The organism is Pseudomonas extremaustralis (genome assembly GCF_900102035.1).
GTDB classification, from domain to species: domain Bacteria; phylum Pseudomonadota; class Gammaproteobacteria; order Pseudomonadales; family Pseudomonadaceae; genus Aquipseudomonas; species Aquipseudomonas extremaustralis.
The window spans coordinates 2418243-2433067 of sequence record NZ_LT629689.1 but is presented as its reverse complement, the minus strand read 5'-3'; the positions used below and the strand labels follow the sequence as shown (position 1 = coordinate 2433067).

The following is a 14825-nucleotide window of genomic DNA, read 5'->3' as shown; positions in this document are numbered from 1 at the left end:
GCGGCCTGAACACGCCATTCAGGCGCCTGACGTTATCCGACAACCCATTGAAGGCCAAGTCCATGAACGTTGCTTACGATCCGCTTTATCTTTTTATCGGTGGTGATTGGATCAGCGCCGAAGGGCGCGCAACCGCCGCTGTCGTTAACCCCGCCACCGCCTGCGAGATAGGCCGTGTTCCACTCGCTAGCGCAGACGACCTCGATCACGCGCTCGAGGTGGCTCAGGTGAGCTTTGAACAATGGCGCCAGACCGTCCCCGACCAGCGCGCGAAAATTCTCAAGCGCGCCGCCGACCTTATCCTGGAACGCGCCCCGCGCATCGCCGAACAAATGACCCTGGAAGAAGGCAAGCCGCTGGGGGAAAGCCTGGATGAAGTCACCCGTGCGGCCGAGTACTTCGAGTGGTTTGCCGAAAGCGCGCGCCGTATCGACGGGCGTGTCGTTCCGGCCAACCGTCCCGGTGTGCTGCAACTGGTGAAACGCCAGGCCATCGGCCCGGTCGCTGCATTCACGCCGTGGAATTTCCCGGCCATTACCCCCGCCCGCAAGCTTTCGGCAGCCCTGGCCGCAGGGTGCAGTGTCATCCTCAAGCCCGGCGAAGAAAGCCCGGCCACCGCGCTGGCCCTGGCTCGGGCCCTCGACGATGCCGGGTTGCCCAAAGGCGTGTTGCAAGTGGTCTTCGGCGTGCCGGATCAAGTCTCCAGCCAGTTGATCGCTTCACCGATCATCCGCAAGGTGACCTTCACCGGTTCGGTGCCTATCGGTCGGTTGCTGTCGGCCCGCGCTGCCGAAGGGGTCAAGCCGATTACCCTGGAATTGGGCGGGCACGGGCCGGTGTTGGTGTTCGACGACGCCGACATCGAAAAGGCCGCTATCGAAGGGGTTGCGAACCGGTTTCGCGGGACGGGGCAGGTCTGCATTTCGTCCACGCGGTTTCTGATTCAGCGTGGCGTCTATGAACGGTTTGTCGAGCGCTTTGTGACGGCCACCCTCGCGCTGAACATCGGCGATGGCCTGACGCCTGGCACCCAGGTTGGGCCGCTCGCCAACCCAAGGCAACTGGCCAAGATGCAAGCCTTGGTGGCGGATGCCGTGGCCAAAGGTGCGCGGGTGCTGGCCGGTGGCAAGCGCCTGGCATGCAGCGGCTATTTTTTCGAGCCCACCGTGTTGGTGGATGTGCCGATGAACGCCCGCGTCATGCAGGAAGAACCCTTCGGGCCGATCGCCGTGTTGATGCCGTTCGATCACATGGCGGATGGGTTGAAGGAGGCCAATCGTCTGCCCTACGGGCTTTCGGCCTACGCATTCACCTCCAGCGCGCGAACGGCGATGGAGGTGGCTGACGGCTTGGAGGCCGGGATGATCGGCATCAACCAATACCGCATCGTCGCCACGGAACTGCCCTTCGGCGGCATCAAGGAAAGCGGCCACGGCTCGGAAGGTGGCATCGAAGGTATCGAGCATTACCTCACCCACAAATTCATCAGCCAAATTTGAGGCGCCGTCATCGCGTTGGCTTTCGCCAATGCCCTGTTGACCGAATCGGAGAAGAACTGACCATGAAAGCCATTAAACTCAGCGCATTCGGCGCGCCAGACGTCCTTGAACTGGCGGAGGCTGCCGATCCTGAAGTGCGTCCCGCCGACTTACTGGTACGCGTCTATGCCGCTGGCGTGAACCGTGCGGACCTGACCCATCGAAAGGGTGGCTACGGTCATCCCGATTTTGGCGACTCGCCGATCATCGGGCTGGAAATCGCCGGGCAAGTGATTGCAAAAGGCGCGGCCGTCGAAGGCTTCGAGGTGGGCGATCGAGTCATGGGGGTAGTGGGCGGTGGTGCCTATGCCGAGCTGGCGCGCATTGACTATCGCATGGCCATGCACATCCCCGCGTCGTTGGATTATGTGCGCGCGGCGGCTATTCCCGAGGTCTTCGTCACAGCTCATGAAGCCCTGTTGCATTTGGCTCGGCTCACGTCCGGCGATTCGGTATTGATCCATGCCGCTGCAGGCGGGGTGGGCTCGGCTGCCGTCCAACTGGCCTACGCCACCGGGGCCACGGTGTATGCGACCACCGATGGCAGCAAGTTGGCACGGGTCGAGCATTTGGGCGCCGATGTCGCGATTGACTACAAGACCGAGGATTTTGCCGACGTCATTGCTGACCGAACCCAGGGGCGTGGGGTCGATGTCGTGATTGATTTCATTGGCGAGCCGTACTTTGCGCGCAATATCGCGGCGCTCGCGCAGGGTGGCCGACTGGTTCAGGTCGGTATCCTGGGCGGAGGCGGCAAGGTCAGCGTAGCGCTGGAGCATATCCTTTACCGCCATCTGCAAATCATCGGCACGGTGATGAAGTCCCGCACACAATCGGAGAAGCACGCCATGATCCGGCGCTTTCGCGAGCACTGGCTTGATCGTTTCGAGGGGGCTGCAAGCCTGGAACCGGTGGTCGACAGCGCGTTCCCGCTGTCACGGGCGGCCGATGCCCATCGCCGGATGGAGTCGTCCGAAAACGTGGGGAAAATCATCCTGACGATGCAGCCTGAGGACTTGCTTTAAGTCTTCAACGCAGCAGGCGCATTTAAAGCTGGCGTCCCAGGCACATGATTGATAATAATTAGCATTACCAAATATGTGTCCTGGGGCCTCCACTTGAAACCTTCCAAATCCCGTGCGCGCATCGCCGTTGCGCTGTGCACCACTTTTCCGTGTCTGGCATTCGCCGATTCAGCGTCGTTGGAGCTTCCCACCAGCGTTATCCAAGGCCAGGAGCAGACGCAGGAGGCGGGCAGCTACACCCAGGCCACGGCCAGCAGCGTCAGCAAGACCGAGACCCTCATCAAGGACGAAGCCCAGAGCGTCAACGTGGTCACCCAGCAAACCCTGGACGACTTCCAAGTGCGCTCATTGGACGATGCGATGAAATTCGTCAGTGGCGTCTCGCAAGCCAATACCTTGGGCAATACCAAGGATGCCTTCATCAAGCGCGGCTTCGGGACCAATGACGATGGCTCGACCCTGCGCGACGGGATTCGCTCGGTGGTCGGCCACAACCTCAACGCCACCACCGATCATGTGGAGGTGCTCAAAGGGCCGGCGTCCCTGCTTTACGGGGCGATGGACCCGGGCGGCATGATCAACGTCATCAGCAAGCAGCCGCAATTTACCCGCCAGACCACGATCACCGGTTCGGCCTTCAGTGAAGGCGGTGGCACCACCGGCGTGGATACCACCGGTGGGGTGGGCGACACCGGGTTTGCCTATCGGCTGATCGCCGAGCGCAGCCACGAAGACTACTGGCGCAACTACGGCACCGATGAACACACCCTGGTCGCTCCGTCGCTGAGCTGGACCGGCGAGCGCGCGAGCGTAAGCCTGGCGTATGTGAACAACGACTACTCGAGCCCGTTCGACCGCGGCACGGTGTTCGTGAACGGTAAACCCGCGAATATCAGCTACAAGGACCGTCTCGACGAACGCTGGGCCAAAACCGTCGGCATCAGCGAAACCGCCACGGCGAAATTCGAGTACCAGTTGAGCGACAGCTGGAAGACCCGCCTGGTCTATGGCTGGAACAACGATCGCTACAGCCTGGCGATTGCCCAGCCGGCAGCGGCGGGCAGCAACCTTGCCGCCGGAACCCTGCGGCGCCAGGCCAACGGCGGCCATTACGACTATGAAACCCGCTACACCGCCCTCGATTTCATCGGTGACCAGATGCTCTTCGGCCAGCGCCACGAACTGCTGGTCGGCGTCGACAACGAAGCGCAGGATCGCTATCGCGGCAAGACCTACCGCAATACCAGCACGGCCGCGGGCAACCTCGACATCAACAACCCGGTCTATGGCAACCTCGCCGAACCCAGTACCGTCAGCGCCACGCAAAGCAATGCAAAAAACCAGCTGACCTCGACCTCGCTGTACCTCAAGGACAATTGGCACCTCAATGACCAGTGGATTCTGGTGTTCGGCGGGCGCCAGCAGCATTACGACCAGTACGCCACCCAGGGTTTTGCCAACACGTTATTGCGCGACAGCAATGGCGATCAGTTCATCCCCTTCGCTGGCGTGGTGTACCAACCCACCGAGGCCTGGTCGCTGTACGCCAACTACAGCCGCTCCTTCGTGCCCAATACCGACACCGATGACCAAGGCAATACCTTCGATCCGGAAGAGGGCGTCAGCCGTGAAGTGGGGGCCAAGTTTGCGCCGTCGGACGCGCTCAACGTCAACCTGGCCGTGTTCGATATCGTCAAAAAGAACGTGGTGACCACCACCACCCTGGCCAATGGCAACACCTCGTCCGAAGCGGCGGGCAAGGTCGGCTCGCGTGGCATCGAGCTGGATGTCACCGGGCGCCTGGCGCCGAATTGGGACGTGATCGGCACGTACGCCTACACCCACACCGAAATTCTCGACGACCCCAAGAACGAGGGCAACCGCCTCAACAACGCGCCGATGCACACCGCCAGCCTGTATGTGAGCCATCACCTTACGGTATTCCCCGAAGCGAGCGGGCAATGGCATGTCGGCGGCGGCGGGCGCTATGTCGGCAAGCGCGCTGGCGACAATGAAAACAGCTTCTGGATGGACAGCTACACCGTGGCCGATGCGTTTCTGCGCTGGGACTTGCCGGTGTCGGACTACAAGACCCGGCTGCAGCTCAACGTCGACAACCTGTTCGACAAGCACTACTACCCGTCCAATACCGGTAGCGGGCAACTGCAGGTCAACGAAGGCGAACCGCGTACCGCGCGATTGACGGCGAGTGTGACGTTCTGATTTGCCCCGCCGGCTGAACGCGCCGGCGGTTAAGGGCGCAGCGGCAAAGTGTCGGTCAGCCATTGCGAGAAATCCGCCAGTTCCTGCGCGACGATTTCGTGGCCCATGGGGTAGAAGTGCGTTTCGTGATCGACGCCCAGGCGCGTCAGCCAGGCATCCGCCTCGTGTGCCCAGGCGATGGGCAGAACGTTGTCCTGATGACCATGGGCGATGAACGCGCGCACGGAATTGAGTCGCTCGGCGGACGCGATATGCGGCTCGAGTTCGCGCAACATGCGCCCGCTCAACAGGGCAAACCCGGCGACTTGTTCAGGCTCGGTCAAGCCCACGCTGGCGCTCATGATGCCGCCCTGGCTGAAGCCGGCGATCACGGTTGGCATCGCGGGCAGAGCATCGATGAAGCGGCTCAGCAGTTGGCGGCTGGCTTCGGCCTGTTCCTGGTTGAACGACGGGCCGGCACTGGTGAAATTCACCTGATACCAGGCGAACCCCTGGGGGCCGATCTGCAGTGGGCCGCGTAGCAGGAGCACTTCCAGCGCTTCGGGCAAGGCATCGGCCAGGGGCGCCAGGTTCGCTTCGTTGGAACCCACGCCGTGCAGCAGAATCAGGCGCCCCTTGGGCGCTACTGTGTTGCCGCCCTTGCGGAAAAACAGGCCGGTGTGGGGCTCGCGGATAACATCGGAAAAACGCTGATTACGCATGGTCGATAACGCCTTGATGGGGTTGAGGGGAGGCGGACGAGAACAGGTAACTGTCCATCGACAGCACGCCGTAACTCACGCCGCCTTCCAGCACGCGGGTGTCGTAATGTTCGCCGGCCGCGCCGAGGGCGATGAGCAGCGGCAGGAAGTGCTCGTCCGTCGGGTGCGCCCGTTCGGCGGATGGGGCGTGCTGTTTGTAGTCCAGCAGCAACGCGGTGCTGCGCGCCTGCAGGGTTTCGGCAGTCCAGGCCGCGAACGCCTCGATGTAGTCGGCGTCGTGGCTGGATGCACTGCGGAACTCGTACAGGTTATGGGTCAGGTTGCCGGACGCAACGATCAGCACATTCATCGCTCGCAGCGGCTTGAGCGCCTGGCCCAGCGCCAAGGCCTGGCGGGTGTCGAGGTCGGCGGGCATCGACACCTGGACCACCGGGATGTCGGCGTCCGGTGCCAGGTACAACAACGGCACCCAGGCGCCATGGTCCAGGCCGCGACGGGCGTCCAGGCGCGATGCCCAGCCGGCGCCTTGCAGCTTTTCGACGATCTGCGCCGCCAACGCCGGTGCGCCGGGCGCCGGGTATTGCAAGCGGTACAGCGCTTCGGGAAACCCACCGAAGTCGTGCAGGGTTGGCGGGGCGGCGCTCGATGTCACGCAGACTTCGCCACGAGTCATCCAGTGCGCAGAGACGATGACGATGGCATCCGGGCGTGGCAGTTCGCGACCCAGCGCAGCCAGGCGTGGACCTGCCTGGCCGGGCTCGATGGCAAACAGCGGAGCACCATGGGACACAAACAACACCGGGAACGACGTGTGCATGGTGCGGGACTCCTCGGTTCGTGGGTTACTTGCTCAGCCAGACCGGCGCGATCGACGTACCCAGGCCCGCGCCATAGCCAAGGTAAATGTTGAACCCGGCCAATGGTTCCAGGTAGCGGGCATTCACCAGTGCGCCGGCGTCCACCGTGTTCCAGCCCAGGCTGTGGGCGAGGGCGATGGCCGTCTGCTTGGCGCGTTCGCTGTCGCTGGCGACAAACACGCTGCCGGTCTGGTCATGGGCAAAGGTCGGACCGTCGGCCAGCACTTGGGCGAACAGGGTGTTGAACGCCTTCACCACCTGGGCCTGGGGCAACGCCCTGGCGATTTCCTCGCTGGCGCTGGTGACATGCCCGATAGTCAGCGACATGTAATCAGCGCTCAGCGGGTTGGTGATGTCGATCAGCACTTTGCCCGACAGGTCGCCCAGGCTTTGCAGGGCCTTGACCGCGTCCTCATAGGCAGTGGCAACCACGACGACGTCGCTGTCACCCAACGCCTCGGCTGCCGGGTAGGCGCTGACGTTTGCGAACTGCGCGGCCAGGGCGGTGGCCTTGCCGATGTCACGCCCGGTGATCCGCACGGTATGCCCGGCGGCCGACAGTTGTTTTGCAAACGCCGAACCCATGTTGCCGGTACCCACTAGTGTGATGTTCATATCGACCTCGTGTGCGGTGATGTGCGTTTCGATGGGTTCAGTCTATAGGTTGTTTATTTGAGATAAATAAGGCCATATGCGATGAATAGTTCCACTAATTGAGACAGTGATGGATAGAGCGCTGGAGATGCAGGTGTTCTGCACCGTGGTCGATAAAGGCACCTTCGTGGGCGCGGCCGAACCCCTGGGGATGTCCAAGGCGGCCATTTCGCGCTATGTGAGTGCGCTTGAGGAACGCTTGGGCGCGCGGCTCCTGCACCGCACCACCCGCAGGCTTGCACTCACGGAGGAGGGGCGCCAGTTCTACCATCAGGCGCGGGAAGTGCTGGCCTTGATGGCGCAGGCGGAAGAAGCCGTGTCGGCCACCGCGCCTGAGCCCAGCGGCGTGTTGCGGGTGAATGCGCCGGTCAGCTTTGGCGTGCTGCACCTGGCGCCGCTGTGGGGCGAGTTCATGCAGGCCTATCCCCAGGTCGAGCTGGACATCAGTTTGAACGACCGCCTGGTGGACCTGGTGGAAGAGGGCTTCGACGCGGCGGTGCGCATTGCGCGCATGGAAAACTCGTCCCTGGTGGGACGGCGGCTGGCATCGACGCGGATGTGCCTGTTTGCCTCCCCCGACTACCTGGCCCGCCATCCGCCGATCCGCACCTTGGCCGATCTGGCTGACCACGGCGTGATCGCCTACACCCACTTCGCCATGGGCAACGAGTGGCAATTCGACGGGCCTGACGGCAGCGAGACGGTGCGCACGCGCTCCAGCGCACGCTGCAACAATGGCGACACCTGCCGCAGCATTGCCCTCAGCGGCGCCGGTATCGCCCTGCAACCGAGCTTTATGGTTGCCGAGGATTTGCGCAGCGGCGCTCTGGTGGAAATCCTGCCGGCGTACCGCTCCATTGAGCTGGGGATCTACGTGGTCTATCCCTCGCGTAAACACCTGGCGAGCAAGGTGCGGGCATTGATCCATTTTCTGGCCGAGCGCTTCAGCCATCCCCAGTGGGAGCGATAGCGCTGTTGGGCGTGTTTTGTTCGAAAATCCAGCTGTTCCAGATCATCCGTCGTCATCAACGTTTGTCTATGCTTGATCCACCCCTGCAGTCGTCGAGGGTCCATAGGCCCGTTCATGCTTGAAGGAGCGATGATGAATATTGAACTGAAGACCAAGCGCGCACTGGTGACCGCCTCCACCGGAGGCATTGGTTTTGCGGTGGCAAAAGGGCTGGCGCAAGCGGGCGCGGCGGTGGTGGTCAATGGCCGCAGCGAGCGCTCGGTGAACGATGCGATTGCGCGTTTGCTCGCCGAGGTCCCCGGTGCCGCCATCAGCGGTGTCGCCGCAGACTTGAGCACTGCGCAAGGGGTGGAAACCCTGCTGGCCGGGCTCAGTGCTATCGACATCCTGGTGAACAACGCCGGCATCTATCAGCCCCAGGATTTCTTCGCGGCCGGTGATGACGTCTGGAACGCTCACTGGCAAACCAACGTCATGTCCGGCGTGCGCCTGAGTCGTGCGCTGTTGCCGGCCATGGTCGAGCGCGGCTGGGGACGGGTGGTGTTTGTCGCGTCCGAATCGGCCCGCAACATTCCGGCCGACATGATCCACTACGGCGTCTCCAAGACCGCACAATTGGCCCTGGCCCGTGGCCTGGCCAAACGCGTGGCGGGCAGCGGTGTGACCGTCAACAGCGTGCTGCCGGGGCCGACCCTCTCCGATGGCGTGGCCGAGATGATGAAGGGCGAAGTCGAACGCACCGGCAAATCCCTCGAAGCCGTGATGCGTGATTTCGTCCTCGAACAGCGTCCCAGCTCCATCATCCAGCGCGCGTCCAGCGTGGAAGAAGTGGCCAATATGATCGTCTACGTGTGCTCGACCCAGGCCTCCGCCACCACCGGCGCGGCGCTCAGGGTCGATGGTGGGGTTGTCGACGATATTGTCTGAGGCGATACGCGCCCAGCCGGGAACGCCGTAAGCCGTTTAGGGGATGGGGGATAGCTATGATCCCCCGTCACGGTCATCGAGAGCACAAACCCGTTCGGAGCGGGTGGTCTGATCGTTTTTTGATCGATTGACCGCTTTCAAAATGGGCGGTGTTGAAGTCAGCCAGAAATACACGGCTACTTCAGAGCATCCTTAGTGGCTGGCAACTTCTTGCACACTTAAATGTGAATAACCCTGTGGATAGATCGCTACAGGTCTTATATACAAACGGCTGCAACTAAGTGCGCAAGAAGTTGCCAGCCACTGCGCAAGAAGTTGCACACTTATTACAACTTTTCCTGGATAAAGCTGAAGGAAACTTCATACAACTCCTTATAAGCAGTTGATCCATATGGCTATTTATTAAGTTGGCACGGCACTTGATAAAGGTTTGATGAACTCGCCCATCGGGCAACGTCATTTATGCCGCCTAACCATCTATGGCCATCGAGATCAACGAGGAAGTGTGATGAGTCCACCCGCAACCCCCGCCCAACTCAGACAGGCCTACCGCAACCAGGAATTCCAGAACGTCTCCATGACCCGTGGCCAGTGCCCGTTGATGCAAAAGGAAGTGGCGATTTTCCCGGTGCGATATGCCCTGGATGAGTCACCGGAAAAAGGCAGCGCCCAAGGCCCTCATCCGCTGCCCGCCAACTGGTCCGGCAGTACCTTGCCGCCCTTGAAAAGCCGCAGTTACACCCTGCGCCAACTGCGCGACGGTTGGGTGTATGTGTGGGACAGCAGCGCCAAAATCCTGCATGAGTATGAGGTCCAGGGGAGATGTTCATCCCTCACACCTGGCCCGACAACGACGACCCCGACCATCCGGGAGCGGCCCGTCCTTACCTGCTCTACCCCCGCGACAGCCAACTGCATATCGCCTATTCCCCCGTGCAATGGACCCTGCGCCTGTGCGAGCTGATACGCAGCCACGAAACCCAGCAGACCCAATGGATGCGCAAGGTCGACCTGCCGGCCTACTGCACCCAGGCCCACATCGACCACGGCGCGCCCATCACCGAACTGGGCGACAGCGTGGCGGACATCCTGGCTTGGGGCGAAACGGCCCCGACCTTCACCAGCACGCTGTTACCCACCCAGCCCACCAGCGCCGACGCGCCGTTCAAGCCGGCCTTCGAGGCCGCCCTGGTGCGCGGCCGGGTTCCGGCGCAGGACACCGCCCTGTTCGTCGCGCTGGACGACCCCTTGGCGCTGGTCGACGACCTGAACATGAACCTGATCGGCCGGCTCATGGAGCAAAGCCAGTTCGAGGCCCTGCACCAACACACCCTGCAAAGCGCCTTTGCCGTGCAGAACTTATGCGGCCTCGACGTCAAAGCATTGATTCCAAAGGCCATCACTGACCCCCTTCAACGCCAGGCCTACACCGACGACCTGTACATGCTGCTGGACGCCCATGATCAAGTACAGCGCGGCAAGGACCATGCCCCGGGCTTTGAATCCAACCTGGCCGAGTGGGCGGGCGCCTCGATCATGAGTGCTGCCCACCAACGTTTCATTGCCCGATGGGGAACACTGCCCGAGCGAACGGCCTGGCGCACCGCGCTCGATGAATGGTACGCCAGACGTTTGTGGCGCGAGGATGTGCGGTTCGATGAAGTGCAGCAGTACCTGAGCCAGACCACCCGCGAAGCCTTGCAGTTGCAGCAACATATCCAACGCAGTGAAGCCGACCTGATCACCTGGCTCGATCAACTGGCCCCCCACGCCGAAGCCGTCTACCACGACCCGTGCGAGGCCGGTCAAGCCAGCCTGCTGATGGAAACGGCCCACGCCCTCTACACCGCACTGGGTAACGCCAAGGCCGGGCAACAGTGGTTGTGCGAGCAAGCCAACACACCGACCCGCCTGTTTGGCCTGGCACTGTTCAACTTCAACCCGGAAATCGCCGCGTTGATCAGGCAAGTGACCCACAACTTCAGCACCACCGGCAGCCTCGACGCCCTGGGCCGCGAGGGCGATGGCACTTCCCCAGCCCTGTCGCCCACCTCCGCAGGCGACGCCACCAGCCTCGTCACCCGCAGCACCGAAATCAAAGCCGTGTTCGACCTCGAGACGGTCAAGCACAGCGCGGTCTATCAGGCCATGAGCAGCGTCGCCAAAGCCACCATGAACACCCTGATCGACGTCGCCAACGACCACGCCCGCTATGCCTGGCACAGACTGAGCAGCGCGTTGTTACCGGCGATGAAACAGCACCTGGCACTGACCCTCGCCGCCACCCAGGTATTGTTCTCCACCGAAATCGCCAGCTCGACCCAACTGACCTTCAACCCCACCTACCAGCGCGACTTCCAGGCATGGCTGCGAGAAGTGAAAGCCTTGCACGACAAAATCGACATCGCCCGCCAAATCCTCAGCCGTCCCGGCCACGCCCACAACCACCGCACCGCGCGCCACGCCCTGCAAAACCACGAAGCGCAACTGAAAATCCTCTGGCTGGACCGCCCCAATCAAATCACCGCCAAAGCCTCCGGCAGCACACGCCTGGGTATCGACCCGTGGACAATCAACACATGGCTCGCCGACCTGGGGCCATCGGAAGTGAAAGCCCAACTGAAAGTAGCCGGAACCCACGCCTACAGCGTCCGCACCCACGCCTGGATAAACCAGAACCTGGGCAACGCCCTGCCGGTTTTACTGGTGGGCTTGAACCTGTGGAACCTGTTCGAAAGCGCGAACAACGCCGCGAACGACGGGCGGTTTACGGCACAAGAATGGCGGGTGATGGGCGCGAATGCGGCGTATACGGCGAACGCGATTGCGGCGTTGTGGGTGGGGCCGGCTTGGAGTCGGGCGGGGGGGATGACGGCGCAAGTAGGTACTAAAACACTGAAGCTGGCAAAGGCCGGATACTCCGAATGGCTAAGCGAGGCAAAAGCAGCCTCGGCGGGGAGCGTTAAAGCAACGGTTGCAAATGAGTTTGCAGCAGCCTCGAAAGGATTGATTTTACGGACCGTGACTTGGGCGGCTTTTGGGGCGATTGCTGCGGGGTTGGAGGCTTGGCAGATTTCCGAGGATGCCAGCTCGGCCACCAGTGAAGAAGAAAACACATTACTTTGGGCGAAGTTCGGTGTGGTGTTCGGAATGTCTTTTATTGCTACAGGCCAACTCGCCGGTGCAGTCCTGGGCACTTTGTTCAGCTTCTCCTGGGTGATGTCCACCCCCGTGGTTATCATCGTGGCAGTTCTCGGAATTGCCTATTTGCTGATCTCCATGGAGGCCAACCGCTACAAACGCGAAGGGCTGCGCCTATGGTTATACCGCTGCAATTGGGGACGCGGAGCAGAACCTAAATGGCTGGGCGACGAGGGGCATAAAAAACAGACGTACGCCTTACTGGAAACCCTGCAACGCCCCAGCGTTTTGGCAAGAGCCTTGTATCACGGTGGCGGTAGTACGCCGAGAAAATGGCTGGGGTTCTGGGTCCAGATCCAGTTGCCTATTGCGGTGGCGGGCGAAGAAGTGACCTTGCAACCAGCCATGATCGAGACCACGTTTTTGCGTTCCGAGAATAGGCTGCGAGCCATGCCCATTGGTTTTTACGAACAATTTCTCAATGGCAATTGGGTTGATCCAACACAGCTTGGACAACTGCCCAACGGCCCTGGCGGCAAACCCAATCCGGCCGACTTCACTTATACCGAAACCGAACAACATCGACTTTGGCAAGTGTGGATTGGCACACCTATAGACGATCCCATCCTTGAACTCGAGATCAAGTATCCGCCTGGGGTGCTTCAACGAGGGGATGGCCGCGGTTATATATTTCGGATGGCGCTTGGATGGTCCACAAGTGAAGCAGACCGGCTTAACACTGCCTTTAGTGGTGAACTAAAAGAAGAAGATGGCATCGTGCTTAGCCAAAAAGCAACACAGCCATTAAAACTAAATATCCCAAATTGGTTAAATAAATGAGCCCTGCCATGTTTAACTTCAGCAAACCACTTGATCTTCCTCCGCAACTTCATTGGAAGTACGCAAATGAACCGGAACTGTTGGCCTGGACGATTCGAGCACGAAACTATAATATATTCGTCGCCAATTCAATGTCTGCATTCATGTCACTATTACTACTTGGTCTTTCATTTTTTTTATACTCGGCTTATCACGACCTGAATGAACCTTGGCGAATACTGTCATGTTTGTTTTTTTTCACCTTTATGTCTTTTACAATTTCGTGCATGACCCACCAACGAATGAATTTCGCCTATCGCTTTACCCCGTCAGGAGTGGAGTATTGTGAATGGAAGGACTTTCCCAAATGGGCACTGACGTTTCTAAAATGGTTCAGCGGGATGACGGCAATAATTTTCATCTATCTAGCAACTATCGATCCTACATTCTTAATTGGTGCACTGATAGGTCCGGGAGGAATGGGGCTAATGTATCTATCCATGCTAAATTCCAAAAGATTTCAAGAGATGCATACTCAATATCATCATTATGCATTCAGGTGGGAAGAACTCACTCAGCTCGCCATTGCAACCAATAGAGAGGTAGTCGATTTAAAATACAGTGTTACTCAAGAAGGAAATGACTTCAAAACCAACTGGAGCCTCAATGTTTTTTGCAAACGCAAACAAAAAGAAGCGGTAGCAAATTTCATCAAGCCCTATCTATCTCCGGACGTACCGTTCATCAAGGCAAAGGTAAATGTCCCCATGAGCACTGACTAATTGCGCTCCGAGAATAGACTGCGAACCATGCCCATTGGTTTTTACGAACAATTTCTCAATGGCAATTGGGTTGATCCAACACAGCTTGGACAACTGCCCAACGGCCCCGGCGGCAAACCCAATCCGGCCGATTTCACTTATACCAAAACCGAACAACACCGACTTTGGCAAGTGTGGATTGGCACACCTATAGACGATCCCATCCTTGAACTCGAGATCAAGTATCCGCCTGGGGTGCTTCAACGAGGGGATGGGCGCGGTTATATATTTCGGGTGGCGCTTGGATGGTCCACAAGTGAAGCAGACCGGCTTAACACTGCCTTTAGTGGTGAACTAAAAGAAGAAGATGGCATTGTACTTAGCCAAAAAGCGACACTGCCACTAAAACTAATTCCTCCAAAAAAACCAATTAAATGAACGAGTTCCATTATGCTTAATTTCGACAAAGCACTTGACCTTCCGCCACAGCTCCAGTGGAAGTATGCAAATGAGCCAGAACTGATGGAGTGGACAATTCGCGCAAGAAATTACAACACGCTCGCAGCCAATTCAATTTTTTACTTTATGGCCGCACTTATATTGGGAGGATCGTTCATCATGTATTCTGTATACGAAGGAATGAGCCAGCCATGGCGAACACTGTCATGCATATTTTTCTTTATTTTTATTCTATTTACAATTTCATGTATGACTCATCAAAAAGTGGATTTTGCCTATCGCATTACTCGATCAGGAATTGAATACTGTGAGTGGAAAGACTTTCCAAAATGGGCACTGACATTCCTAAAATGGTTTTCTGGAATTACAGCAATCATCTTTATGTTTCTGGCGACCCTTGATCCTGCATTTTTAATTGGAGCACTAATAGGCCCTGGAGGAATGGGGTTAATGTATCTATCTATGTTAAATTCCAAAAGCTATCAAGAGATGCATACTCAATACCACCACTATGCATTCAAATGGGAAGAGATCACTCAACTCGCCATTGCAACCAATAGAGAGGTAGTCGATTTAAAATACAGTGTCACTCAAGAAGGAAATGACTTCAAAACCAACTGGAGCCTCAATGTTTTTTGCAAACGCAAACAAAAAGAAGCGGTAGCAAATTTCATCAAGCCCTATCTATCTCCGGACGTACCGTTCATCAAGGCAAAGGTAAATGTCCCCATGAGCACTGACTAATTGCGC

The 14825-nt window shown here is 58.9% G+C and carries 13 protein-coding genes; 10 read left to right on the top strand and 3 right to left on the bottom strand.

Annotated elements, in window-relative coordinates:
• The first annotated feature begins 62 nt into the window (after nt 1–62).
• The 3 genes from BLR63_RS11040 to BLR63_RS11030 all read left to right on the top strand — a co-directional run bounded on the left by BLR63_RS11040 (nt 63) and on the right by BLR63_RS11030 (nt 4786).
• On the top strand, nt 63–1499 hold the full coding sequence (locus tag BLR63_RS11040; protein WP_010567280.1) for an NAD-dependent succinate-semialdehyde dehydrogenase: 1437 nt from the start codon (nt 63–65) through the stop codon (nt 1497–1499).
• A gap of 62 nt (nt 1500–1561) precedes the next feature.
• Nucleotides 1562–2563, top strand: a complete 1002-nt coding sequence (locus BLR63_RS11035; RefSeq protein WP_010567279.1) for an NAD(P)H-quinone oxidoreductase — start codon at nt 1562–1564, stop codon at nt 2561–2563.
• Nucleotides 2564–2656: 93 nt separating this feature from the next.
• Nucleotides 2657–4786 (top strand): TonB-dependent siderophore receptor, encoded by a 2130-nt coding sequence (locus BLR63_RS11030; RefSeq protein WP_010567278.1) that lies wholly within the window; start codon nt 2657–2659, stop codon nt 4784–4786.
• A gap of 29 nt (nt 4787–4815) precedes the next feature.
• On the opposite strand, the gene BLR63_RS11025 is transcribed toward BLR63_RS11030, so the two are convergent.
• The 3 genes from BLR63_RS11025 to BLR63_RS11015 are packed head-to-tail and all read right to left on the bottom strand — an operon-like array spanning nt 4816 to nt 6959.
• Nucleotides 4816–5487, bottom strand: coding sequence for an alpha/beta hydrolase (locus BLR63_RS11025; RefSeq protein WP_010567277.1), 672 nt, complete (start codon nt 5485–5487; stop codon nt 4816–4818).
• Nucleotides 5480–6304, bottom strand: coding sequence for a DODA-type extradiol aromatic ring-opening family dioxygenase (locus BLR63_RS11020; protein WP_010567276.1), 825 nt, complete (start codon nt 6302–6304; stop codon nt 5480–5482). The genes BLR63_RS11025 and BLR63_RS11020 overlap by 8 nt, the downstream gene beginning before the upstream one ends.
• A 25-nt stretch (nt 6305–6329) precedes the next feature.
• Nucleotides 6330–6959 (bottom strand): NADPH-dependent F420 reductase, encoded by a 630-nt coding sequence (locus BLR63_RS11015; RefSeq protein ID WP_010567275.1) that lies wholly within the window; start codon nt 6957–6959, stop codon nt 6330–6332.
• A 109-nt stretch (nt 6960–7068) separates the two neighbouring features.
• On the opposite strand from BLR63_RS11015, the gene BLR63_RS11010 reads away from it, so the two are divergent.
• From BLR63_RS11010 to BLR63_RS10990, 7 genes are all read left to right on the top strand, one after another.
• Nucleotides 7069–7968, top strand: a complete 900-nt coding sequence (locus BLR63_RS11010) for a LysR family transcriptional regulator (RefSeq protein ID WP_042947543.1) — start codon at nt 7069–7071, stop codon at nt 7966–7968.
• 132 nt (nt 7969–8100) lie between these two features.
• Nucleotides 8101–8895 (top strand): SDR family NAD(P)-dependent oxidoreductase, encoded by a 795-nt coding sequence (locus BLR63_RS11005; protein WP_010567273.1) that lies wholly within the window; start codon nt 8101–8103, stop codon nt 8893–8895.
• Nucleotides 8896–9403: 508 nt separating this feature from the next.
• A complete protein-coding gene (locus tag BLR63_RS32190) occupies nt 9404–9859 on the top strand; it encodes a toxin VasX (protein ID WP_331716417.1) in 456 nt (151 codons plus the stop codon).
• A complete protein-coding gene (locus tag BLR63_RS11000) occupies nt 9784–12876 on the top strand; it encodes a hypothetical protein (RefSeq protein ID WP_331716421.1) in 3093 nt (1030 codons plus the stop codon). The genes BLR63_RS32190 and BLR63_RS11000 overlap by 76 nt, the downstream gene beginning before the upstream one ends.
• An 8-nt stretch (nt 12877–12884) precedes the next feature.
• Nucleotides 12885–13637: a hypothetical protein gene (locus BLR63_RS10995; protein ID WP_081480385.1), complete on the top strand. Its 753-nt coding sequence runs from the start codon at nt 12885–12887 to the stop codon at nt 13635–13637.
• Between the two features lie 27 nt (nt 13638–13664).
• Nucleotides 13665–14054 carry a hypothetical protein gene (locus BLR63_RS31150; protein WP_138984511.1) on the top strand — a complete coding sequence of 130 codons (390 nt, stop codon included), beginning with the start codon at nt 13665–13667 and terminating at the stop codon, nt 14052–14054.
• Nucleotides 14055–14066: 12 nt separating this feature from the next.
• Nucleotides 14067–14819 carry a hypothetical protein gene (locus BLR63_RS10990; RefSeq protein WP_010566621.1) on the top strand — a complete coding sequence of 251 codons (753 nt, stop codon included), beginning with the start codon at nt 14067–14069 and terminating at the stop codon, nt 14817–14819.
• Nucleotides 14820–14825 lie beyond the last annotated feature (6 nt).